A 22,395-nucleotide genomic window follows, 5' to 3' on the forward strand; every position below is an offset into this window, starting at 1 on the left:
TGGATCAGAGGCGAACCACGATCAGCTTCGGACCGCGTTCGCGCGTGGAATCGACCATCGCCTTGTGGAAGTCCTCGGCCGTGTCGACCGCGACGCTGGGCACGCCCATGCTCCTGGCCATGGCCTGCCAGTCGATGCACGGCTGGTCGATGTCGATCATGGAAAGCGCGCGCGCACCCGGCGAGCCCGCGCCCATGTTGGCGTACTCGGCCTTGAGGATCGCGTAGCTGTTGTTGGCGAAGATGATGGTGGTGACGTCCAGCTGCTCGCGGGCCTGCGTCCACAGCGACTGGATCGTGTACATCGCGCTGCCGTCGCCCACCATGCAGAACACGCGGCGATCCGGACATGCCAGCGCCGCGCCGGTGGCCACGGGCGTCGCGTAGCCGATCGAGCCGCCCATGTTGTTGATCAGGTCGTGCGGCAGCGCGCCCATCGTGTGGCCCATGGACTCGCGGCCTGTGGTCAGCGACTCGTCGACGAGGATCGCGTTCTCCGGCAGTGCCGCGGCGAGCGCGTGCGCGATCGAGAGCGGATTGAGCGCCCCGCTGGGGGCGGGCGTCTCGATGCGTTCCTGCCGCCTCGGCGCGGTGCCGGTCGCGCCCAGCGCCTCCAGCAGCATCTCGAAGGCCAGCGCGCTGTCCTCGTCGGCTTCGACCAGCGGATGCACCAGCGTGCCCTCGGCCTTGAGCAGGCTGGGCTTGTCCGGATACGCGAAGAACGCGACGGGTTCGGCGGTTTCCACCGTCACGATGTGCCTGAACGCCTCGAGGAATGCCATCGCCTGCGGTACGGCATACGGTATGCGCTCGATCGGCGTGCGGCCGGCACCGCGCTCGATGCGCGCGGTGAAGAACTGCGAGCCGAGCCGGGCGCCGGTGGCGGCGGCGATCCGGCCCGCGCGCTCCAGCGCGACGCCGCGCGTGGCCTTGTTGGCGAGGATGATCAGCGTCGGCTCGCCGGAGCGCAGCACCCTGGCCACATGTTCCACCCGGGCGAACGAGGGCGTCTTGCGCGCCGCGCGCGCGCGGACGGGCAGGACGGCCGAGCCGGCCTGCTGCCACGACGTGTCGCCGGGCAGGATTAGCGTGGCGATCTTGCCGGGATGCTCCGAGGCATGCGCCACCGCATTGGCCGTGTCCCAGGCGATAGTGTCGGCCGCGTCGGCACGCCGGACCCAGTGGCTCAGCGGCCGCGCCAGCCCCTCGATGTCGGACGTCAGCGGAGGGTCGTACTTCAGGTGCGAGGCTGAATGCTCGCCCACGATGTTGACCATGCCCGACGACGCGCGCTTGGCGTTGTGGATGTTGGCCAGGCCGTTGGCCAGGCCCGGGCCCAGGTGCAGCAGCGTCGAGGCCGGCGTGTCCTTCATGCGGTACCAGCCGTCGGCCGCACCGGTGCACACGCCCTCGAACAGGCACAGCACGCTGCGCATCCTCTCGTTGTTGCCGAGCGCCGCCAGGAAATGCATCTCCGACGTGCCTGGGTTGGCGAAGCAGATGTCGACGCCCTGGCCGACCAGCGTGTTGACGAGGCTCTCCGCGCCGTTCATGGCGTCAGTACCCGGCCAGGTCGCGCGCGAGGCTGACGACGCCGTAGGTGCGCTGCGGCGCCGAAAGCAGGATGCGGTAGCCCTCGTCCATCAAGCGCCGATGGTTCTTTGCCGTGACGTGCGGGTTGCCGACCACCACCTTGTGCTTGTGGCAGGTCTCGACGATGCGGCGCATCGCGTCCTGCACCTCGGGATGCTCGTACTGCCGGGGGTATCCAAGTGCCTGGCTGAGGTCGCCCTCGCCGATGAGGATGAAGCCGATGCCCGGGACGTTCCCGAGGATGTCGTCGAGGTTCTCGATCGCTTCCGGGCTCTCGCACATCAGGCCGACGACGATCTCGCCCTCCGGGGCCAGCGGCCAGACGTCGGCCTTCCTGTAGTAGTCGGCCATGGACAGGCCCCAGTAGCGCGCCGCGTTGGCCGGGCCGTCGCCGCGCACGCCCTTGGGCTCGTACAGCGCCGCGCCCTTCGGACGGGCGTAGCGGCACGAGGCCACCGCGTTGCAGGCCTGTTCGACCGTCGCGATGTGCGGCCAGATCACGCCGTAGCAGCCGCGATCGAGCACCTGCTTGGCGAACGACTGGTTCATCTCGACGCCGTTGGCCGGGATGCGCGCGATCGGCGTCACCTGCGGCGCGATCGCACCCGATTCCGCGATCTGCTTGCGACTGAGCATGTACTGCATCGCGTCGCCCAGCGCCGAGACGTCGTACGGGTTGTGTTCCATCTCGAAGACGATGCCGTCATACGGCGCGTCGCTCATCTCGATGGCGGTTTGCTTGTCGAGCTTGGCGAAGGCCATGTGCGCGGCCTTGCCCGATTCGAGGGCGCGGATGATGCCGTTCAGGCGGGTCGTGGTCATGGGAGTCCTTCGCGCTTCAGGCGAGCGCCGGGTAGAGTCGTTGGGCGGTCTTGCCGAAGAGCCAGATGCGGTCTTCTTCGCTCAGGCTCGCGAGGCCGGCCTGAGCCTCGGCGAGGATCCCGCTCAGCTTGCCGGGCGAAGTCGGGAAGTTCGAACCCCAGGCCATGCGCTGTGCGCCGAAGGCCTGCACCACCTTCGCGAAGAAGCTCTCGGCGCTGGCCTTTTCCTTCTTCACGTCGCCGAAGATGCGCGGCGTGAGCTTCACGAAGATGTTCGGCATGTCGGCGATGTCGAACAGGCTCGCCGCGTTCGCGTACGGCGGCCCGTCGAGGACGTCGGGACGGCCCAGGTGGTCGAGGATGATGTCGACCGTCGGGAACTTGCGCGCCAGCATCGCCACGTACGGCAGTCCGATCGGACCGGTCTGGATGCACATGGGCAGTTCGAGTTCGGCGCACATCTCCCAGGCCTTGAACGACTTCGGGTTGTCGAGCTCGCTCGGATCGAAGTCCTTGGTCGAGCCGCCGGTGAAGATGCGCAGGCCCGCGAGGCCCTTGTCCTTCCAGCCCTTGATCGTGGCGGCGACGTCGTCGGCCAGCATGTCGATGGAGCCGACCGCGACGAGGCGGTCCGCGTAGCGGTTGCAGCCGTCGACGACGTACGAGTTGTCGAAGCCGTAGGTGGTCGACGAGTGCACGACCGCAGCCTTCGAGACGCCGGCCTCGTCCATCGCGGCGATCAGCGATTCGACGGTGCTCGGGCGCTCCTGCGACCAGTCCGAGCGCTTGCCGAACAGCGGCGCCGGCGGATAGCGCTTCTCGTCGTCGGAGATGATGTGCGGGTGGATGTCGATGATGTCCATGTCAGAGCCCCTTGGCCTTGAGCTGCGCGTCCAGGCGCGGATACACGCGACGTGCGTTGCCTTCGTAGATCGCGGCGCGATCCTCCGCGCTCAGCGCGTCGATCGCGTCGACGTAGCGCTTCGTGTCGTCGAAGTAGTGGTTGGTGAACGGATCCTTGCCGCGCACGGCGCCGATCATTTCGGAGCCGAACAGCACGTTCCTCGTCGGGATCACCTTGGTCAGCAGCTCGATGCCGGGCTGGTGGTAGACGCAGGTGTCGAAGAAGATGTTGTCCAGCAGGTCTTCGAGCGGCCGTTCCATCATCTCGAGCGACATGCCGCGGTAGCGGCCCCAGTGGTACGGCACCGCGCCGCCGCCGTGCGGGATCACGAAGCGCAGCGTCGGGAAGTCCTTGAAGACCTCGCCCTGCAGCAGCTGCATGAAGACGGACGTGTCGGCGTTGAGGTAGTGCGCACCGGTGCCGTGGAAGCACGGGTTGCACGAAGCCGCCACGTGGATCATCGCGGGCACGTCGAGCTCGCACAGCGCCTCGTAGATCGGATACCACTCGCGGTCGGTCATCGGCTTGCCCGTCCAGTAGCCGCCGCTCGGATCGGGGTTCAGGTTGACGCCGACGAAGCCCAGCTCGTCGACGATGCGCTTGAGCTCCGGCACCGAATTCCTCGGCGGCGCCAGCGGCGACTGCGGCAGCTGGCCGACCGGCACGAAGTTGTCGGGATAGAGCTCGCACACGCGCTTGACGAGGTCGTTGGACACCTCGGCCCATTCGAGGCTCGTGCGCTCGTTGCCGAGGTGGTGCGACATCAGGCCGGCGATCGGCGAGAACAGCGTGATGTCCGAGCCACGCTCCTTCTGCAGGCGCAGCTGGCCGCCTTCGATGGCTTCGCGGATCTCGTCGTCGCTGACGTGCGCGCCGGCGCGCGCGGGCGCGTTGGCGGGGTCATCGGCGGCGGCGACCTGCGCGGCGCGCCAGTCGCGGAAGGTCCTGGGAACGGTGGTGAAGTGGCCGTGGCAATCGATGATCATGTCGTTGCTCCGGTCAGACGCGCGGGTCGACGAACAGCTCGCTCATCGCCATGCGCCGCGGCGTCAGGCCTTGCTTGAACGCGGTGGCCTCGAGCGCCTCGATGGTCTTGCGGTTCTCTTCGATGCCGTAGGGCAGCGGGTCGTGGCCCACGATCTCGCGCAGCTTGAGGTACTTCTTGTCGCTCTTGTCCGTGGCCTGGCCGGCATCGAGCTTGGCGAGCCATTCCTTTTTCGCCTTGTCGAAGGCGTCGTAGATCGACTTCGCGACCCACGGGTGTTCGGCCAGCACCGAATCCTTGACGACGATCGTGCCGTGCATGGGGTACACGCCGGTCTCGCGATACGACTTCGCCTCGAGCGCCTCCGCATTGGGGAACAGATCCGGGTAGTCGGCCTCGACCTCCTTCCAGCCGCCGGTCGGATCGCCCGTGCGGCCGACGCCGGCGTTGCCGTGAAAGCCGGCGACGAGATCGCCGCGCGCCATCATGTCGGCCAGCGAATCGCCCTTCGCCACATGGATCACGTTGGGTGGCAGCTTCAGCTGCGTCACGTGTTCCTCGTCGTCGACGACCCAGGTGACCTTCGACGAATCGAGGCCGAACTCGTCGATCAGCACCTGGCGCGTCCACACGCCGGTGGTGACAGAGTAGGCGCGCACGCCGACCTTCTTGCCCTCGAGATCCTTGGGCGTCCTGATGCCGGCATCGGGACGCACGAGCAGGCCCGAATGGTGGAAGCGGCGCACGACGAAGATCGGCAGCGCGACGAACGGCGCGCCGTAGGCGCGGGCGATGATGTACGTGGTCGGCGCGATCTCGCAGACATCGAACTCGACGTCGCGCACCATGCGGCGGAATGCGCCGATCTGCGGCTTGACGGTGACGAACTCGGCGTCGACGCCTTCGATGGGGATCGCGCCGCTGCGGATGGCCGAGGTCACCGGGTGTTCGGCGACGGCGATCTTGAGGTGGACTTTCGCGGACATGGGTCTGTCTCCAAATGGGTTGTCTGGGGCGCCGCCTCGCGTGGCGATGAGCGGCCGGGCCGGGTCGTGCAGCGGCAGGTTCGTGCCTCGATGCGGATCCGGGACTGCCCGGATCGAGGCGCGATAGTAGGTTTGACTGGCCCTTCGCGGACGGCCTCGGATCGAATTCCGATGGGGTCCGGACGAGATCCGATGGCGTGCGCCAGAAGGACGAAAAGCGACGGCGGAGGCGCGTGAAAACGCGTCCCATCGGATCTCTTCGAGGCCCATCGAATTTGCGCCGCGAGCCGTTCACGCCGCGATTCGCGAACCTAATATCGCGCCTCGGATCGGCTCGAAGCGTCACTGCGGACGAGCGTTCGATCCGGGCACTGCGACGGCTTCATCGCGAGCGAATCGTCGATCGACCGTTCAGGCAGAGAACCCAGATGCCGGGGCTGAAGAATCCCGGCACACGACTACCTTCCAAACCGGAGACATCATGAAAGAACTCAAGTTGGGCCGCTCGTCGCCACTGGTCGTCGCAGCCTGCATGGCCGCGTGCATGCCGGCCTGGTCGCAGGACAACGGCGCCGCGACCAGCAACCAGGACGTGCTCAAGCGCCTGGAGGAGATGGCGCGCCAGATCGAGCAGCTGAAGGCGCAGGTCAAGGCCGACGAGGAGAAGCTGAACGCGACCGCGCGGAGCGCCGCGCCGCAACCCGTCGCGGCGCCGGTCGGCAAGGCGGCGGTGGAAGGCCTGTCGAAGCAGGGGAACGAGGAAGCCACCGGCGCCGTGGACGTCGACAAGGAGCCCGAAGGCGCCGCGCTCGTGCGATCGGAGAAGGCGAAGATCAACTTCTACGGCATGATCGACGTCGGCGTCGAGGACCTGCGGGGACACCTGGCCAGCGGAAAGGAGAGCGATGCCGTGCGGATCAGCAACGGCATCATCACACCGCACTTCGGCCTGATCGGCAACGGCCAGCTGGTCAGGGGCCTGCAGGGCTCCTTCAACATGGAGGGCAGCTTCGCACCCGACAACGGCAGCTCCGGCATCGGCGGCCGCCTGTTCGGGCGCCAGGCCTGGGTCGGCCTGTCCGGAGGCTTCGGCACCGTGCGCCTGGGTCGCCAGTACACGATGGCGCGCATGGGCTGGGAAGATGCCAACCCGTACGGCACCGGCAACCAGGGCCTGCGCCTGCTCGATCCGCGCATCTCGAACCCGCGCGCCGACAACTCCATCAGCTATTTCGGCAAGTGGGGCCCCGTCACGGCCGGCGTGAACTGGAGCGCCGGTTGGGACGCGATCGACGGCAACGCCGCCAATACCGGCCCGTCGAACAACGCGGGCGCGGACTGCCCCGGCGAAGTCGCATCCAACAATCGCCAGTGCCGCGAGAGTTCCGCGGGCATCAAGTACGACGGCGGCTCCTGGGGGCTGACCAGTTCCTTCGAGCGCCTGTGGGGCGGCACGTCGGCGACGTACGGTGGTCTCACGACGCCGAACACGACGGACACGCGCTTCGTGCTGGGCGGCTACCTGAAGCTGCACGGCGGCGCGAAGCTCACGGCCGGGTGGATCCAGCGCGACAACGAGGGCAGCAAGACGCCCAAGAGCGACATGTACTGGACGCAGGCCATCGTGCCCGTCGGCGACGGCTTCTACTTCGACGGCCTGCTCGGCGAACTGAAGTACGAGGACTCGCCGAACAAGGCCATGCTGATCAATCTTCGCGGACGCTACATCGTTTCCAAGGACACCACCTTGTACGTGACCGGCGCCCTCATGAACAACGACGGCACGCTGGCGCTGCCCGCGTCGGCCAGCACGCCCTCCGCGACCCCGTCCGCGGGCGGCAAGCAGGGAAGCGTCATCACCGGCATCCTGTACCGGTTCTGACGCGACGGCCGCGAGGCTCAGCCGAATCGCCGGGCGGCCTCCGTGGCCGCCCGCATGTCGGCCAGGTCGTCGATGGGCAACCGGTGCTTCAGGCTGCCCAGTGCGACGTCCATGTCCTGCAGGTAGTCGAGATCGGAGGCGGTCATCGACAGGTCCCGGGAGTAAGGCCGCTGCGTCTGGTTGAAGTCCCAGACGGCCTGTGCCGAGGCCGGGTCGAACTTCTTCGAGGCGCGCCGGCGCGCCTCGAAGAACGCGTCGCGCGCGTCGGGCGACATCAGGTACTCGTAGAGCGCGCCGTGGGCCGCCATCGCGGCGACGAGGGACTCGTGCTTCTGCGCGATCGCCACGGTCGAAGCGTAGGCGGTCTGGAAGACGCAGCCCGGCAACTGTTGCCACAGCCTGCCGCCCGCCAGTGGCACGAGTGCCTTCGTGTCGTCGAGGTGCGAGACGCTCGAGCAGCAGGCGTCCGCCTCGCCTTGGACGACCGCGTCGTAGCATTGGTCGTTGCCGCCCTTGTCGACGAACTTCACCGTGGATGCGTCGAGACCTTTCTCCGCGAGAAGCCGCAGCATCAACGTGTGGAGCAGGCCGAGGCGCGGCCCGACCGCGACCGTCCTGCCTTCGAGATCGGCGAGGCCGCGCATCGTCCCGGGCTTCGCGAACACGACCAGCGCCACCTTGCGCATGCCGGCGCCGACGATGCGCAGCGGCGAGCCCTGCGCGATGCGCGGCAGCACGAGGTTGTAGCCGGAGACGAAGCACGCATCCGCATCGCCGGCCGCGATCGCATCGAACGGGCCCGAGACGCCGGGCACCTCGATGTTCTGCACTTCGACGCCGAAGCGGCGGAAGTAGTCCTGCCGCTCCATCAGTGCGTTGAGGGTCGCGTTCTCCAGGCCGGGATTGCTGACGATGCGCAGCGGGGTCGCCGACGCGCGCGCGAAGCCGCTGATCGCGAGTCCGGCGCCGAGCAGGCCACCGTTGTGCAGGAAACGGCGGCGAGTGAAGGGATGCGACATTGACGGCCTCTCTGGTTGGCGCCACAGCGTAGGGCGCGTCGCGAACCGCCACCAATTCAAAACTTCGCGCCGGCCATCGGATTCGAGTCCCGCGGCGACACGCCGGGACGGGCGCGCTCTAACATCGCTTCACGCTCAGGATGCACGGCCCGTCGAAGAGGTCCGAGTCCGCGAGTCGACACCAGGAGACAAGAGTCATGGGCATCACACGCAGAACGGCACTGTCCGGCCTCGCCCTCGCGGCGACGGGCGTGGCGCCTGCCTTCGGCCAGTCGGTCGGGGAGTTCTATCGCGGCAAGGCGCTCACGCTGCTGGTAGGCGCCGACGCGGGCACGCCCACCGACATCATCGCGCGCCAGTTCGCGCAGACCTTCGTGAGGTACCTGCCGGGCAAGCCCGATCCGGTGGTGATGAACGTCATCGGCGCCGGCGGCATGGTGGCCGCGGCCTCGCTGCAGTCCAGGCAGCCGCGCGACGGCACGGCCATCGGATTCCTGCAGCGCAACAACCTCTACATCCCGCTGCTCGACCCGCGCCAGAACGTCTTCGATCCGCGCAGGGCGCGATGGCTGGGCAGCCTGAGCAAGGTCGAGTACTGCATCGTCGCGATGACGCGCTCCGGCGCGAAGACCGCGGACGACCTGTTCCGCAAGAAGATCTATCTGGGCGCGACCGGCTTCTCGAACGAGAACCGCATGCTGCCGGCGCTGCTCGACAAATACCTCGGCACGCAGCTGGCGATCGTGCCCGGCTACACGGGCCGCGGCGAGGTCTATCTCGCCATGCAGCGCGGCGAAGTCGATGGATGGGCGTCCACCGTCGACGGGCTGAGCGAGGGCGAGCCCGCACGCATGATCGCGCAGGGCAAGCTGAAGGTGCTGCTGCATCTGGGCTGGAGCAGCCCGCCGGAGTTCGCCGACGTGCCCAACCTTGGCAGCTACGTCACGCGGCCCGAGGTGAAGGCGCTGTTCGACTTCTTCCTGCTGCCCTTCCAGGCTGGCCGGCCGCTCGCGGTACCCGATGGGGTACCTGCCGATCGGCTGGCGGCGCTGCGCGCCGCGTTCGCGAAGACCGTCGCGGACACGAAGTTCGTCTCCGCGATGAAGAAGCAGGGCTACCCGATCGACGCGATCGACGGCGCGGCCGTCGAACAGATCGTGAGCCAGTTGTACGCGACACCGACGCCGGCGCTGGACGGCGTGCGCAAGCTCAGAAATCCGGAGTCCTGAAGCACCGCCGCTGGAGGCTCCTCGTCCTCGACACGCTCTTGATGCGGCATCGCCGCGTCGAGTGGCTGAACACGTCCCATGAAAGGGTTTGGAAAATGACGCTCGAGATCATCGACATCCATCCGCACATCATTTCGACCGACACGGCGAAATACCCGATCACGCCGCAGGAGGGGCACCGCTCGAACTGGTCGAGCACCCGACCCATCACGTTCGAGCAGCTCGTGGCCGAGATGGACGAGGCGGGCGTCGCGAAGGCGGCGATCGTGCACTCGTCGACGACCTACGGCCACAACAACGCGTACGTCGCCGATTGCGTCGCGCAGCAGCCGCGGCGCTTCACGGGCGTCTATTCGTTTGACGTCGCCGCGCCCGATGCGCTGCGGATCTTCGACCACTGGCTGGCGCGCGGCATGGGTGGCATCCGCCTGTTCACTGGCGGCGCAACCCACCAAGGCGACAGCAGCTGGTTGCTGGATCCGGCCACGTTCCCGGTCTGGCAGCGCTGTGCCGAGATCGGCATGACGATGGTGGTGCAGACCACGCCCGACGGCCTGTCCATGGTCGCGGCGCTCGCGCAACGCTTCCCGACGGTGCGCATCGCGCTCGACCATTGCGCCCGCCCGAACCTGGAGGCCGGGCCGCCGTACGAGGCCTGCGCCGGCCTGTTCGAGCTCGCGCGCCACGACAACGTCTACCTGAAGATCACGCCGCGCACCTTCGACCTGGCGCAGAAGGCGCCGGGCGGCGCCCAGCCGTTCTTCGCCAAGCTCGTCGAGGTGTTCGGCGCCGATCACCTGGCCTTCGGCTCCAACTACCCGGCTTCGGCCGGCCCGCTGAAGAAGCTGATCGAGCAAGGCCATGCCTGCTTCGCGGCACTGAGCGAGGACGACCGTGCCTGGGTGTGGGGTCGCACGGCCAAGCGGCTCTATCCGACGCTGGCCGATGCAGGCAAGTGAACCCGCCGCCACAATGACACGCAGGGCGCGCTGAGACGCTTCGCACAACGAGACGAGACATGGACTTCCTGGGAACCCTCTCGGCAGCCGGGCACGCGCTGACCATCCTGATGTCGTTCGATCGCCTGGGCTTCCTGGCGCTCGGGGTCGTGGTCGGCCTGGCGCTCGGGCTCATGCCGGGCATCGGCGGCCTGACCGGCTTCGCGCTGCTGGTGCCGTTCACGTACACGATGGATCCGTACGCGGCCTTCGCGATGCTGCTGGGCATGCACTCGGTCATCGCCACGTCGGACGTCATCACCGCCGTGCTGTTCGGCGTGCCGGGCCATGCGGGCTCGCAGGCGACGGTGCTCGACGGCCTGCCGATGACCAAGCGCGGCGAGGCCTCGCGCGCGCTCGCCGCGTGCTACAGCTCGTCGCTGGCGGGCGGGCTGATCGGCGCCGTCGTGCTCGCCTTCATGGTGCCGCTGGTGCGTCCGCTCGTGATGGCGATCGCCACGCCGGAGATGCTCGCGCTGACCATCTTCGGCATCGCGATGGTGGCCTCGCTGTCGGGCAACGCGCCGCTCAAGGGCATCGTCGCGGCCTGCTTCGGCATCCTCGTCGGCATGATCGGCACCAACGCGCAGACCGGCCAGCTGCGCTGGACCGGCGACCTGCTCTACCTCGAGGACGGCATCCCCATCGTGCCCATCATCCTCGGCATCTTCGCGCTGCCCGAGCTGTGCGAGCTGGCCATCCATCGCCAGGCCATTTCGGGCGACGTGCCCCTGCGCTCGCGCGAGGGCATGCGCCTGGGGGTGTTCGACACGATGCGCAACTGGTTTCTGGTCCTGCGCTGCAGCGTGATGGGCTCGTTCCTCGGCATGATCCCCGGCATCACCGGCGCCGTGACCGACTGGATCGCGTACGGGCACGCCCTGCAGACCGAGAAGGGCGCCAAGGAGACGTTCACGAAGGGCGACGTGCGCGGCGTGATCGCGCCCGAGTCGGCCAACAACGCGCGCGAGGGCGGCATGCTCGTGCCGATGCTCGCGTTCGGCGTTCCCGGCGGCGCGGTGCAGGCGATCCTGCTCGGCGCGATGATGGTGCACGGCTTCATCCCGGGGCCGGACGTGCTGACCAAGCACCTGTCGCTGACCTACTCGATGGTGTGGTCCATCGCGCTGGCCAACATCCTCGGTGCCGGCCTGTGCTTCCTGCTCAGCGGGCAGTTCGCGAAGATCGCGACGCTGCGCTACACGCTGATCCTGCCGGTCATCATCCCTATCGTCTTCGTCGGCGCCTTCGAGGGCTCGCGCAGCTGGGGCGACCTGATCGTGCTGCTGATCTTCGGCGCCATCGGCTGGGCCATGAAGCGGCTGAAGTGGGCGCGCCCGCCGCTGATCCTCGGCTTGGTGCTGGGCGTGCTGATCGAGCGCTACATGTCGATCTCCTTCATCCGCTACGGCGCGGACTGGATGGCGCGGCCGGGCGTGATGGTGCTGCTGACGTTGTCCGCACTGGTCTTCTTCACGCCGCTGGTCAAGATGCTGCGCCAGGGCGGCGTGGCGATGCTGCGGCCGAGCGGACGGATCGCGTTCGGCCGCGAGGATTTCAGCCACCTGTTCTTCATCGTGATCGGGTTGTGCGCGCTGGTCGGCGCGCAGGACTGGACCTTCCTGGCCCGGATCGGTCCGACGGTCGTCGCGACGCTGCTGGTGCTCGCGGGGACGGTCAGCCTCGCGTTCAAGATGTTCTTCGGCGGCCAGGCCGCAGCGGCGCGCGGCGTGCACATGGACTCGGGCAGCTACCAGGATCCGGCGATGCCCAGCCGCAAGATCCTGCTGCGCGCCGGACGCTTCCTCGCATGGTTGCTCGCCTTCCTCGCGCTCACCGCGCTGATCGGCATGGTGCCGACGGTGCCCATCATCATGGTCGCCTTCATGCGCCTCGAAGGCCGCGAGTCCTGGCGCCTCAGCCTGATCATGGCGCTATGCGTGACGGTGCTGCTGTACGCCGTGTTCGACCGCGTGCTGCACGTGAGCTGGCCGGCCAGTGTCCTCGACACCTGGCGTGCCGCCCAGGCCGCCTGATCATCCGAATGCAAGGAGATTCCAAGATGGACAACCGACTCGCCCCCATCGACCCGCAGGCCGCGACCGACGAGCAGAAGAAGGTCATCGCTCGCCTGGGCGAGGGCCGGGGCCGCATCCCGACACCGTTCAACATCTGGCTGCACAACCCGCGCCTGGCCGAGGGCATGGAGATCATCGGCACCCACGTCGACCGCTCGCCCGTGTTGAGCGAGGCCGAGACCGAGGTCGCGATCCTGGCGACGGCCGTGTTCTGGAACGCGCCCTACGTGATCGCCAACCATCGCAAGCACGCGCTGAAGGCCGGCGTGCCGGAGGCCGCGGTCGCGGCGATCCTGGACAAGCGCCGACCCGAGAGCGTCGACGGCCGCCTCGGCGCGGTCTGCGACGCGGTGGCCGACCTGCTGGCCGGTGGTGCGATGGACGACGCGCGCTTTGCGCGCTACGACGCCGACCTGGGCCGCGCGGCGATCGCCGAGCTGCTCGTCACGATTGGCTACTTCACGTCGATCTCGCTGGCGATGACGATGCACGCGCTGCAGCCGAAGTCCTGAAGGACGCGCCATGGCGACGACCCGAGCCAGCGACAGGACGGAGAACCCGTGGGGCGTGCTCGTCCTGCTCGCGCTCGGCCTGATGATCTCCTTCGTCGACCGGACGAGCCTGTCGTCCGCGCTGGCCGACAAGGGCTTCATCCAGCACTTCGCGCTGACGAACGTGCAGCGCGGCTGGCTCAACGCAGCCTTCTTCTGGTCGTACGGCGTGCTGCAGATGCCCATGGGCTGGCTGGTCGACCGCTACGGCGTCAAGTGGCCCTACGCGATCTGCTTCCTGCTCTGGTGCCTGCTGGCGGCGGCAACCGCGGCGGTGACGACGGTGTCGGCGCTGATCCTGATGCGCCTGCTGATCGGTGCCGCGGAATCGGTCGTCATCCCGGCCACCTACCGCTACCTCGCCGATCACTTCCCCGAGCACCGCAAGGGCACGGCACTGGGCATCTTCTCGATCGGCGGCAAGATGGGCCCCGCGCTCGGCGCGCCGATCGCGGCCTGGATGATCGTCTCGTCATCGTGGCAGTGGATGTTCCTGGCGACGGGTCTGGTCGGCCTGGTCTGGCTGCTGCCTTGGCTGCTGATGCTGCGCAACGATCATCCGACGAAGCCGCAGCTGGCCGCGCGAGCGCGGGCCGCGTCGTCGGTGCCGCTGTCCAGCCTGCTGGCGAGTCCCGTCGTCTGGGGCGGTCTCATCAACAACTTCTGCTACGCCTATTTCAACTTCTACTGCATGACGTGGATGCCGGCGTATCTCGTCGAACAGCGCGGGCTGTCGCTCCAGAAGTCCGGCCTGTATACGTTCTTCAGCTTCGCGGGCATCGCGGTCGTCGCGGTGCTCGCGGGCTGGGCGGCCGACCGGCTGATCGCACGCGGACGCGACGCGGTGCTCGTGCGCAAGACCTTCATCGTCGCGGGCTTCGCGGGCGCGACGACCGTGCTGCTGGGCGCGCACGCCTCCTCGCTCGGGATGGCGCTGTTCTGGAACGTCGTCTCGCTCACGCTGCTGGGGCTGGTGACCGCGAACAACCTCGCGCTGTGCAAGCTGACGTTGATCCCCAAGCCGGCCGTCGGGCTCAACACCGGCCTGCAGCAGGTCGCGACGAGCCTGGCCGGTGGCGTGTCGGCGAGCCTGTCAGGCTGGCTGCTGCACGTGGGCGGCAGCTACGAGCTGCCGATGTTGGCCATCTTCGTCTTCCTCGTCAGCGGCGCGGTGAGCACCATCGTGCTGATGCGGCGCCGCTGGGCGCCCCGGATCGGCGCCGTGCAGGCGGACGCGGACGGCGCCGCCGCGGCATCGTCCATCGTCTGAATGCCCGCCTCGGGAGAGGCGCAAAAGTGCCAGCGAATCTCCATTTTGTGTAGGGGCAGGCCGAGGCCGCTCGCCTAATCTTCAGTCCATCCCGGGGCCATGCACCCCGTCTGGCGACCGCGCGTCGAGCAGGCGACTGAAAGACAAAGATGGAGACAAGCAACACGGCAACCAGGGCGCCGACGAGCCGCTGGATCGTCCTCGGGCTCCTGGCGCTGGGCGTGATGATCTCGTTCGTCGACCGCACCAGCATCTCATCGGCGCTGGCGGACAAGGACGTGATCCGCAAGTTTTCGCTGACCAGCGTCGACCGCGGCTGGGTCAACGCCGCCTTCTTCTGGTCGTACGGCGTCTTCCAGGTGCCCATGGGCTGGGTGGCCGACCGCTACGGCGTCAAGTGGCCCTACGCGATCTGCTTCGCGCTGTGGTGCCTGGCGACGGCGGCGATGGGCGCGGTGTCGGCGCTCGCCAGCCTGATCGTGCTGCGCCTGCTGATCGGCGTGGCGGAAGCCATCGTGATCCCGGCGAGCTATCGCTGGATCCGCAATCACTTCGAGGAAGGCCAGACCGGCTTCGCCGTCGGCCTGTTCACGATGGGCAACAAGTTCGGCCCGGCGATCGGCGCGCCGATCAGCGCGTGGCTGATCGTCAACTACTCGTGGAAGCTGATGTTCGTGGCCACGGGCGCGATCGGCGTGCTGTGGCTGGTGCCGTGGCTGCTGCTGGTGCACAACGACCTGCCGCCGAAGGCGCAACGCGTGGACGTGCTCAAGGGCCGCTACAGCCAGGTCACGCTGGGCAGCATCCTTGCGAGCCCGGTCGTCTGGGGCGGCATGATCAACAACTTCTGCTATGGCTACTTCACGTTCTACTGCATGACGTGGATGCCGGCCTACCTGGTCGAGCAGCGCGGGCTGTCGCTGCAGCAGTCGGGCCTGTACACCTTCTTCAGCTTCGCCGGCATCGCGATCGTGGCCGCGCTGTCGGGGCGGGCGGCCGACGCGATCATCGACCGCGGACGCGACCCGGTCGCCGTGCGCAAGGCCTTCGTCATCGCTGGCTTCATCGGCGGCTGCACGGTGATGCTCGGCACGTTCGCAACGTCGCTCGAATGGGCGCTGTTCTGGAACGTGTTCTCGCTGTCGTTCCTCGGCCTGGCGACGGCCAACAACCTCGCGTTGTCGCGCCTGACGCTGATCCCGCGCCAGGCGATCGGGCTCGTGACCGGCGTGCAGCAGGTCGCGACCAGCCTGGCCGGCGGCGTCGCGGCAACGCTGTCGGGATGGCTGTTGCACGTCAGCGGCAGCTACGACCTGCCGATGCTGGTGATCTTCGTGTTCCTGCTGATCGGCGCCGCCGCCACGGCGATCCTGCTGCGCCCGCAGTGGTCACCGAAGGTCACCGACGTTGTCCCCGCGACGCCCACCCTGCCTGCCGGCATGCCCGACGCACCGGCCCACCAATGATCCCTTTCTGCTGAAACCGCCCATGGCAAAAATCGTATTTGGAATGGCCGTGCCCCACAGCGGCATGCTGGGCCAGGCGCCGGAGGACTGGCTCAAGAACGGCGAGCGCGACCGCAACAACCCGGAGCTCTGGTTTCGCAACCGCACGTGGACCTACCCGGAGCTCGAGGCCCATCGCAGCGCGGCCTTCGCGCCGTTCCTGACGCTGGAGGAACGCACCGCGCGTGCCGCGCGCTGCCGCGCCGCGCTCGACGAGATGGCGTCGGCCTACCGGCGCGCCAACGTCGACGTCGCCATCATCCTCGGCAAGGACCAGAAGGAGATCTTCACCGACTTCTCGCCGTCGATCGCGATCTACACCGGCGCCGAAGTGCACAACGGGCCGCCGCAGCGCGCGGTCTACGCGCCCGACCACCACGTCACGCACCCCTGCCATCCCGAGCTGGCCACCTACCTGGTCCAGGCCTTCCAGCGAGAGAATTTCGACCTCACCGACCTGTTCGCGTGGCCCGACAACGTGTGGATGAAGCCGCTGCCTGACTACCCCGTCGTGCCGCACGCCTACAGCTTCGTCTACCACCAGATCATGGGCGACGATCCACCGCCGCACGTGCCGGTGATCATGAACTGCTTCTATCCGCCGACGCAGCCGTCGATGGTGCGCTGCATCGAGTTCGGCCGGATCCTCAGCGAGGCGCTGAAGGCCTGGCCGGACGATGTGCGCGTGGGCATCATCGCCTCGGGCGGCCTGTCGCACTTCGTCAACGACGAGGAGTTCGACCGCCGCATCATGGCGATGCTGGCCGCCTACGACTACGAGGGCCTGGCCGCGGTGGACGAACGGTCTTACCAGTCGGGCACGTCGGAGATCAAGCTCTACGTGAGCGTGATGAAGGCGCTGCAGGAGACCGGCGCGCAGATGAGCCTCGTCGACTACGTGCCCTGCTGGCGCACCGCCGCCGGCACGGGCGAGGGCATGGGCTTCATGTACTGGAACGCCGCGGATTGACGCGGCTGCAGGCGTTGGACGATGGTTCCGGGAATGCCCGCGATGGAGCGGAAACATGGCGAGTGCATGATGACCCACCTGCCGGGATGCGGCGGGTTGGCGGATTCCATGACACGCGCGTTGGCGAAGCACCAGACCACCCACCACCACGAAGCGACGCCGTCGAGCGTGCCGAAGGTGCGGCTCTACGTCGAACGTCCCGAGAAGCAGGACAAGTGGTTCGTCAACGTCGGCCGCGTCACCGACCGCGGCCGCTGGCGCACCGAGCCGCACGCGCATCCGGGCTACGGCCAGGTGATCTTCGTGCGAAACGGCCGCGGCGTGATGAACCTCGAGGGCCGCAGCGTGTCCTTCGAGGGCCCGTGCGCGCTGCTGCTGCCCACCGATTGCGTGCACGGCCTGGACTACGACATCGACGTCGACAAGTGGGTCGTCACCGTCGAGGTCAGCTACCTCGCGCAGATCAACGCCAAGCTGCCCGAGTTCAGCCAGCTGTGGACGCTGCCGCGCATCATTCCGCTGACGGGCGACCCCGAGGCCGAAGTGTTCGAGACGATCCGCAAGCTCGACCAGGAGGTCAAGGCGCGCACCGTGGGCCACGTGATCGGCACCGAGGCGCTGCTGACCTCGCTGCTGCTGCTGCTCGTGCGCTGCGCGAACCTCGACGAGCTCGACGCCGAGGGCGCGACGCCCAATGCGACGCGCCTGGCCGACCGCTTCCGCGAGCTGATCGAGCAGCACTACCGCGACAACCTGCGGCTGCAGCATTTCGCGTCGATGCTGGCGGTCTCGCCGACGCAGCTGCGCGCGGCCTGCATCGCGGCCACCGGGCTGAGCCCGACCAAGCTGATCCACGCCCGCATCATCACCGAGGCCAAGCGCGGCCTGATCTTCGGCGACATGTCGATCGAGCAGATCGCCTACTGGCTAGGCTTTCTCGACACGGCGTACTTCACGCGCTTCTTCCGCAAGGAGACGGGCCAGTCGCCGAGCCAGTTCCGGCTGGCGGCGCGCGAGCAGCCCGCGGTGCGGGCGGCCGACTGAGGCCTGCCCGGTGCGGCCCGCGCCGGGGCACGCAAAAAATGCCAATGAATCTCCGTTTTGTGCAGAGCCATCGGCCGGCGGATCCCCTAGTCTTCATCCCATCGAATCGGTGAGTTCGATGTCGCATGGCGAACAAGAACGACGACCGCGCCATTCACGAGACCTGACGAAGACACGGAGACAAGTTCAATGATTCCAAGAGGGTTCCTCGCCTCTGCGGCCGTCGCGGCCATGGGCCTGGCCGGCGCGATCGACGCCGGCGCGGCCACCAAGGGCACGCTGCTGCTCAATCGCGTCGGGCCGGTGACGTCCGAGCTGTACGTGGCCAACGCCGACGGCAGCAACGAGCACAGGCTGCTCGCCACGCCCGGCTTCGACTACCACGCCGCGTTCTCGGCCGACGGCAAGTGGATCGTGTTCACGTCCGAGCGCGACGGCCTGGGCCAGTCGGAGCTCTATCGCGTCAAGGTCGACGGCAGCGCCCTGCAGCGCCTGACGCACCACATCGCGATCGACGACGCCGCGGTGTTCTCGCCGGTCGATGCCGACACCATCGCCTTCGTCTCCTCGCGCCGCGGCGCGAACAGCTGGGGCACGACCAACATCTGGACGCTGAAGATCTCCACCGGCGCGTTGAAGAACGTCACCGGCGACATCCCGTTCGACGCGGACAAGCCGCACGGCTTCTTCCGCCCGGCGATCTCGCCCGACGGCCAGTGGATCGCGTTCTCGTCCGACATCGGCAGCGACTGGCGCGGCCACAACCTGCCGGTGGGCTGGGAGCGCACGCAGGAGGGCAGCATCTACGTGATCCATCCGGACGGCACGGGCTTGCGCAAGATCGCGTCGAACCCGGGCTTCGACGAGGGCTCGCCGGCGTGGTCGCCTGACGGCAGGAGCGTCGTGTTCTACGAGACGCCGGTCGAATCGACCTGGGGCGCGCATCGTCCCGAGCTGATCGACAAGGTGAGCTCGCAGCTGGTGCAGGTGCAGCTGTCCGATCTCTCGAAGAAGACGCTGACGGCCACGCCCGGCATGAAGGTGTTCCCGCAGTTCCTGACCGCCACCGACGTCGCGTACCACGTCAAGGGCGGCGCGACCGAGGGCCTGTACACGACCGGCGGCAAGTTCCGCGCGACGCCCGACTCGGGCCTGCGCTCGCCGCGCTATTCGCCGGACGGCGCGACCATGGTCTACGAGAAGGTCACGTTCCGCCCCGCGACGAAGAACGGCACGCCGCTGTTCAGCTTCGATCCCGACTGGGCCTATCGCTACACCGACGTGTTCCCGCAGCTGTCGGCCGACCGCAAGCAGCTGGTCTACACCGAGAAGGCGGTGGGCTCGTCGATCGCGGTGATGAATCCGGACTTCACGGGCTATCGCCGCATCTACGACCCGATGACGAGCGGCCTGCCCGCGGACATGGTGATGAAGGGCCTGGCCGGCGCGTTCCAGCCGACGTGGTCGCCGAACCGCGAGTGGGTCGCCTTCGGCGTCGGCCAGTGGTTCTTCACGCGCGGCATGGGCAAGGGCACCCTCATGCGCATCAAGGCCGACGGCAGCATGAACGGCAAGCCCGAGCCGCTGACCGACGGCAGCACCAACGCCGGCTTCCCGAGCTATTCGCCGGACGGCAAGAAGCTGGTCTACCGCGTGTGGTCGAACGAGGCCAAGGGCCTGCGCATCCTCGACCTCGGGACGCGCCAGACGACGGTGCTCACGACGGAGCCGGACAACACGCCGGGGTGGTCGCCGGACGGCACGAAGATCGTCTTCACGCGCAAGCTCGTCGACGCGAAGGATCCGAACAAGTTCAATTTCGACGTGTTCACGATCAAGCCGGACGGCAGCGATCTCAGGCGCCTGACCACCGGCCCGTCGAACGACGCGCACGCCACCTGGACCTGGGACGGCCGCATCGCCTACAACTCCGGCAACTACGGCTTCCGCGACGAACTCGCGCTGTACGACAACAGCTTCCAGCCGGACGGCCAGAACTGGGCCATGAACGCCGACGGCAGCGACCCGCATCCGATCACGGACACGCTGTGGGAAGAGGCCATGCCTCTATACGTTCCCAACGACTGATTCCCCCTGACACGCGCGCCCACCGCGGCGCACCCGGCCCGCCCGCGACGCCTCGCGGCGCGGCCTGGGCGGAGCTCATCCCAGATTTTCATGACGAGGACCGGAGACCATGCAATCCACCATCACCCTTCGCGTCGCGCAGGCCGCCGCGCTGACCTGCTGCCTCGTTGGCGGCGCCCAGGCGCAGCACGCCGCCGAGGACAACACGCACCTGCCGCCGGCGCAGGAGACCCACGGCGCGCCGCCCACGAACTGGAACGACACCTTCGTCGGCTATCGCTACTCGAACAACTTCCACTTCCCCGGCAGCTCGGCCAAGGTGGCGCAGAACATCGGCTCGCTGACGACCACCGGCGGCTTCGGCCTGGGCAGCTACTACTTCAACGTCGACTACCTGGTCTCCGATCGCAACAACCCCGAGGCCAGCGCCGACGGCATCAACGGCGTGGGCACGCACGGCGCGCAGGAGACCTACAGCGTCGGCCACGTCGAGTGGAGCGGCAGCAAGATCCTGCACCAGCACCTGGGCGTCGGCTTCATCCGCGACTTCGGCCTGACGACCGGCTACGAATGGGGCACGAAGGACGACCAGTTCGAGCAGCGCGCCAAGATGTGGATGCTGGGCCTGACCGCCGAGTTCGCCGTGCCCGGCTACTGGAACCTCACCGTGGGCGCGCGCAACGAGCAGAACTACAACGGCATCACCGGCGTCGACCTGCACTACAAGACTGCGTGGCACGTCGACAGCGCCTGGATGATCCCGATCAACGGCGCGCCGGTGCCGCTGGTGTTCAAGGGCTTCCTGGCGCTGACGGGGCCCAAGGGCGGCGACGGTTTCGACGTCTCCACCAACGTCCCTGAGAAGACGACGACCGAGACCCTGCTGCGCACCGCGCTGATGGTGGATATCGGCTCGCTGATCGGCCATCCGCGCACGTTGTACATCGGTCCGGGCTACGAGTACTGGAATCACATGTTCGGCGCGCCGTCGCAGACGGGCGCCTTCGATCCGCAGACGTTCCAGACCACGCCCGTGGCCAACGTCGGCATCAAGCGCAGCGCCGCCGTGTTCGTCGCCGAGGCGCACTTCTGATCGCGGGCGGTCTGACCGACACTCGCCGCATGGCTCCGATCTCTCTTCCGAGGCGATGCGCCGCGGGCGTCGCCGTCGCGCTGTCGCTCGCCGGCTGTGCCTCCGTGCCGCCGCCGGACTGCGCGCCGGCGCGCCTCGCTTATGTCGGCACCGATTCGGGCCAGCTGCAGGCCTTGCGCCTGGACGCCTGCAACGGGCGGCTCACGTCGCTGGGAACGGTCGCGCAATTGATCAAGCCGCGCTGGTCGGTCGCCGACCCGGTGCATGGCGTGCTCTACGTCGCCGACGACATCGCAGGCCACGACGGCCGCATCGTCGCCTTCGCGATCGATCGCGACACCGGCGCGCTGGCGAAGATCGGCGACGCCGATGCCGGCGGCATCGGCACCACCCACCTGTGGCTGGACGCGCCGTCCTCGACGCTGATCGCGGCGAACTTCTTCAGCGGTTCGGCCACGACCATGCCGCTCGCCGCCGATGGCAGCGTGGGCGGCGTCGCGAGCACCGTCACCGAGACCGGCTCGGGCCCGACGCGTCGCCAGACCAAGGCCCATGCGCACGGGGTCGCGCTGGACCCCACGGGCCACCACGCCCTGGTGACCGACCTCGGCGCCGACCGCGTGTTCGTCTACGGCTTCGATGGCGGGACGCACGCGCTGCGGCCAGACGACGCGGCGCAGTCGCACGCGTACACCGTCGCGCCGGGCAGCGGCCCGCACCACGCCGTGTTCTCACCGGACGGCCGTTTCGCCTACGTGCTCGACGAGCTCAGCGCCGACGTGCAGGCGCTGCGCTGGGACGCGCGCGAGGCGCGGCTGTCGACGCTGCAGTCGCTCGCGGTCAGCAGCGCCGACTTCAAGGGTGCGAAGAGCGGCGCCGAGATTGCGCTGAGCCCCGACGGGCGCTTCGTCTATGTCGCTGATCGTGGCGAGAACACGGTGGTCGCGTATCGAAGGGACGCTGCGACCGGCGAGCTGGTCTGGCTGCAGCGCATCGCCTCCGGCGGCGACATGCCCTGGGGCTTTGCCATCGATCCGTCAGGTCACTGGATGCTCGTCGCCAACAGCGCCCGCGTGTCGCTGCTTCGGATCGATCCGGCGACCGGCACGATCTCGGACAGCGGAGAGGCCGTCGATTCAGCGGTGCCGCTGAGCGTGTCTTTCCTTCCTTGAGCGCAGCGAGCCTGCGGCTGGCCATTGAGCCCGCAGCGTCTGCGTCGTGACAAGGCGAATGGCCTTGTCCACTATCGAACTGGCAGGCTTCGACCGGGATCACTGAATGTCGATTGGCAAAGTCCCTGGCGAGCTTGTAGCGATGGTCGCTGCGCTGATGTGCACGCCACTTCCGCAAGCACACAACGACGTCGATGTCACAAATCCG

The 22,395-nt window shown here is 68.0% G+C and carries 18 protein-coding genes; 12 read left to right on the forward strand and 6 right to left on the reverse strand.

Annotation, left to right across the window (positions count from 1 at the left end):
• Window positions 1–4: 4 nt before the first annotated feature.
• The 5 genes from LPC04_RS06355 to LPC04_RS06375 are packed head-to-tail and all read right to left on the reverse strand — an operon-like array spanning window position 5 to window position 5,288.
• Window positions 5–1,552, reverse strand: coding sequence for an acetolactate synthase large subunit (locus LPC04_RS06355; RefSeq protein ID WP_275681342.1), 1,548 nt, complete (start codon window positions 1,550–1,552; stop codon window positions 5–7).
• A gap of 4 nt (window positions 1,553–1,556) precedes the next feature.
• Entirely contained in the window at window positions 1,557–2,414 is an 858-nt protein-coding gene (locus tag LPC04_RS06360; RefSeq protein WP_275681343.1) for an HpcH/HpaI aldolase family protein, read from the reverse strand.
• A gap of 16 nt (window positions 2,415–2,430) precedes the next feature.
• A complete protein-coding gene (locus LPC04_RS06365; RefSeq protein WP_275681344.1) occupies window positions 2,431–3,276 on the reverse strand; it encodes an amidohydrolase family protein in 846 nt (281 codons plus the stop codon).
• 1 nt (window position 3,277) lies between these two features.
• Complete coding sequence (locus LPC04_RS06370) at window positions 3,278–4,303, reverse strand: amidohydrolase family protein (RefSeq protein WP_275681345.1); 1,026 nt, start codon at window positions 4,301–4,303, stop codon at window positions 3,278–3,280.
• Window positions 4,304–4,316: 13 nt separating this feature from the next.
• Window positions 4,317–5,288 (reverse strand): ABC transporter substrate-binding protein, encoded by a 972-nt coding sequence (locus tag LPC04_RS06375; protein ID WP_275681346.1) that lies wholly within the window; start codon window positions 5,286–5,288, stop codon window positions 4,317–4,319.
• A gap of 481 nt (window positions 5,289–5,769) precedes the next feature.
• Between LPC04_RS06375 and LPC04_RS06380 the strand changes: the two genes are divergently transcribed.
• Window positions 5,770–7,170, forward strand: coding sequence for a porin (locus LPC04_RS06380; RefSeq protein WP_275681347.1), 1,401 nt, complete (start codon window positions 5,770–5,772; stop codon window positions 7,168–7,170).
• Between the two features lie 17 nt (window positions 7,171–7,187).
• On the opposite strand, the gene LPC04_RS06385 is transcribed toward LPC04_RS06380, so the two are convergent.
• Window positions 7,188–8,189: an ABC transporter substrate-binding protein gene (locus LPC04_RS06385; protein ID WP_275681348.1), complete on the reverse strand. Its 1,002-nt coding sequence runs from the start codon at window positions 8,187–8,189 to the stop codon at window positions 7,188–7,190.
• Window positions 8,190–8,386: 197 nt separating this feature from the next.
• Between LPC04_RS06385 and LPC04_RS06390 the strand changes: the two genes are divergently transcribed.
• From LPC04_RS06390 to LPC04_RS06440, 11 genes are all read left to right on the forward strand, one after another.
• On the forward strand, window positions 8,387–9,418 hold the full coding sequence (locus LPC04_RS06390; RefSeq protein ID WP_275681349.1) for a Bug family tripartite tricarboxylate transporter substrate binding protein: 1,032 nt from the start codon (window positions 8,387–8,389) through the stop codon (window positions 9,416–9,418).
• Window positions 9,419–9,513: 95 nt separating this feature from the next.
• Window positions 9,514–10,377 carry an amidohydrolase family protein gene (locus tag LPC04_RS06395; protein ID WP_275681350.1) on the forward strand — a complete coding sequence of 288 codons (864 nt, stop codon included), beginning with the start codon at window positions 9,514–9,516 and terminating at the stop codon, window positions 10,375–10,377.
• Window positions 10,378–10,436: 59 nt separating this feature from the next.
• Complete coding sequence (locus tag LPC04_RS06400) at window positions 10,437–12,452, forward strand: tripartite tricarboxylate transporter permease (RefSeq protein WP_275681351.1); 2,016 nt, start codon at window positions 10,437–10,439, stop codon at window positions 12,450–12,452.
• A 26-nt stretch (window positions 12,453–12,478) separates the two neighbouring features.
• The gene (locus LPC04_RS06405) at window positions 12,479–13,006 is read left to right on the forward strand and encodes a carboxymuconolactone decarboxylase family protein (protein ID WP_275681352.1); all 528 of its coding nucleotides are present in this window, start codon (window positions 12,479–12,481) and stop codon (window positions 13,004–13,006) included.
• Between the two features lie 10 nt (window positions 13,007–13,016).
• Window positions 13,017–14,315, forward strand: a complete 1,299-nt coding sequence (locus tag LPC04_RS06410; RefSeq protein ID WP_275681353.1) for an MFS transporter — start codon at window positions 13,017–13,019, stop codon at window positions 14,313–14,315.
• A 149-nt stretch (window positions 14,316–14,464) separates the two neighbouring features.
• Complete coding sequence (locus tag LPC04_RS06415; protein ID WP_275681354.1) at window positions 14,465–15,781, forward strand: MFS transporter; 1,317 nt, start codon at window positions 14,465–14,467, stop codon at window positions 15,779–15,781.
• A gap of 43 nt (window positions 15,782–15,824) precedes the next feature.
• Complete coding sequence (locus tag LPC04_RS06420; RefSeq protein WP_275681355.1) at window positions 15,825–16,790, forward strand: DODA-type extradiol aromatic ring-opening family dioxygenase; 966 nt, start codon at window positions 15,825–15,827, stop codon at window positions 16,788–16,790.
• Window positions 16,791–16,898: 108 nt separating this feature from the next.
• Entirely contained in the window at window positions 16,899–17,834 is a 936-nt protein-coding gene (locus tag LPC04_RS06425; RefSeq protein ID WP_275681356.1) for a helix-turn-helix domain-containing protein, read from the forward strand.
• Window positions 17,835–18,023: 189 nt separating this feature from the next.
• The gene (locus LPC04_RS06430; protein WP_275681357.1) at window positions 18,024–19,922 is read left to right on the forward strand and encodes a TolB-like translocation protein; all 1,899 of its coding nucleotides are present in this window, start codon (window positions 18,024–18,026) and stop codon (window positions 19,920–19,922) included.
• A 109-nt stretch (window positions 19,923–20,031) separates the two neighbouring features.
• Entirely contained in the window at window positions 20,032–21,015 is a 984-nt protein-coding gene (locus LPC04_RS06435; RefSeq protein ID WP_275681358.1) for a hypothetical protein, read from the forward strand.
• Window positions 21,016–21,044: 29 nt separating this feature from the next.
• Window positions 21,045–22,187, forward strand: coding sequence for a lactonase family protein (locus LPC04_RS06440; protein ID WP_275681359.1), 1,143 nt, complete (start codon window positions 21,045–21,047; stop codon window positions 22,185–22,187).
• Window positions 22,188–22,395: the final 208 nt, after the last annotated feature.

The sequence above is a fragment of the Scleromatobacter humisilvae genome (genome assembly GCF_023231945.1).
GTDB lineage: Bacteria > Pseudomonadota > Gammaproteobacteria > Burkholderiales > Burkholderiaceae_C > Scleromatobacter > Scleromatobacter humisilvae.

Excerpts from the sequence above, each read along its gene's own strand:
- LPC04_RS06355 (WP_275681342.1), bottom strand. The coding sequence starts at position 1,552 with ATGAACGGCGCGGAGAGCCTCGTCAACACGCTGGTCGGCCAGGGCGTC.
- LPC04_RS06360 (WP_275681343.1), bottom strand. The coding sequence starts at position 2,414 with ATGACCACGACCCGCCTGAACGGCATCATCCGCGCCCTCGAATCGGGC.
- LPC04_RS06365 (WP_275681344.1), bottom strand. The coding sequence starts at position 3,276 with ATGGACATCATCGACATCCACCCGCACATCATCTCCGACGACGAGAAG.
- LPC04_RS06370 (WP_275681345.1), bottom strand. The coding sequence starts at position 4,303 with ATGATCATCGATTGCCACGGCCACTTCACCACCGTTCCCAGGACCTTC.
- LPC04_RS06375 (WP_275681346.1), bottom strand. The coding sequence starts at position 5,288 with ATGTCCGCGAAAGTCCACCTCAAGATCGCCGTCGCCGAACACCCGGTG.
- LPC04_RS06380 (WP_275681347.1), top strand. The coding sequence starts at position 5,770 with ATGAAAGAACTCAAGTTGGGCCGCTCGTCGCCACTGGTCGTCGCAGCC.
- LPC04_RS06385 (WP_275681348.1), bottom strand. The coding sequence starts at position 8,189 with ATGTCGCATCCCTTCACTCGCCGCCGTTTCCTGCACAACGGTGGCCTG.
- LPC04_RS06390 (WP_275681349.1), top strand. The coding sequence starts at position 8,387 with ATGGGCATCACACGCAGAACGGCACTGTCCGGCCTCGCCCTCGCGGCG.
- LPC04_RS06395 (WP_275681350.1), top strand. The coding sequence starts at position 9,514 with ATGACGCTCGAGATCATCGACATCCATCCGCACATCATTTCGACCGAC.
- LPC04_RS06400 (WP_275681351.1), top strand. The coding sequence starts at position 10,437 with ATGGACTTCCTGGGAACCCTCTCGGCAGCCGGGCACGCGCTGACCATC.
- LPC04_RS06405 (WP_275681352.1), top strand. The coding sequence starts at position 12,479 with ATGGACAACCGACTCGCCCCCATCGACCCGCAGGCCGCGACCGACGAG.
- LPC04_RS06410 (WP_275681353.1), top strand. The coding sequence starts at position 13,017 with ATGGCGACGACCCGAGCCAGCGACAGGACGGAGAACCCGTGGGGCGTG.
- LPC04_RS06415 (WP_275681354.1), top strand. The coding sequence starts at position 14,465 with ATGGAGACAAGCAACACGGCAACCAGGGCGCCGACGAGCCGCTGGATC.
- LPC04_RS06420 (WP_275681355.1), top strand. The coding sequence starts at position 15,825 with ATGGCCGTGCCCCACAGCGGCATGCTGGGCCAGGCGCCGGAGGACTGG.
- LPC04_RS06425 (WP_275681356.1), top strand. The coding sequence starts at position 16,899 with ATGACACGCGCGTTGGCGAAGCACCAGACCACCCACCACCACGAAGCG.
- LPC04_RS06430 (WP_275681357.1), top strand. The coding sequence starts at position 18,024 with ATGATTCCAAGAGGGTTCCTCGCCTCTGCGGCCGTCGCGGCCATGGGC.
- LPC04_RS06435 (WP_275681358.1), top strand. The coding sequence starts at position 20,032 with ATGCAATCCACCATCACCCTTCGCGTCGCGCAGGCCGCCGCGCTGACC.
- LPC04_RS06440 (WP_275681359.1), top strand. The coding sequence starts at position 21,045 with ATGGCTCCGATCTCTCTTCCGAGGCGATGCGCCGCGGGCGTCGCCGTC.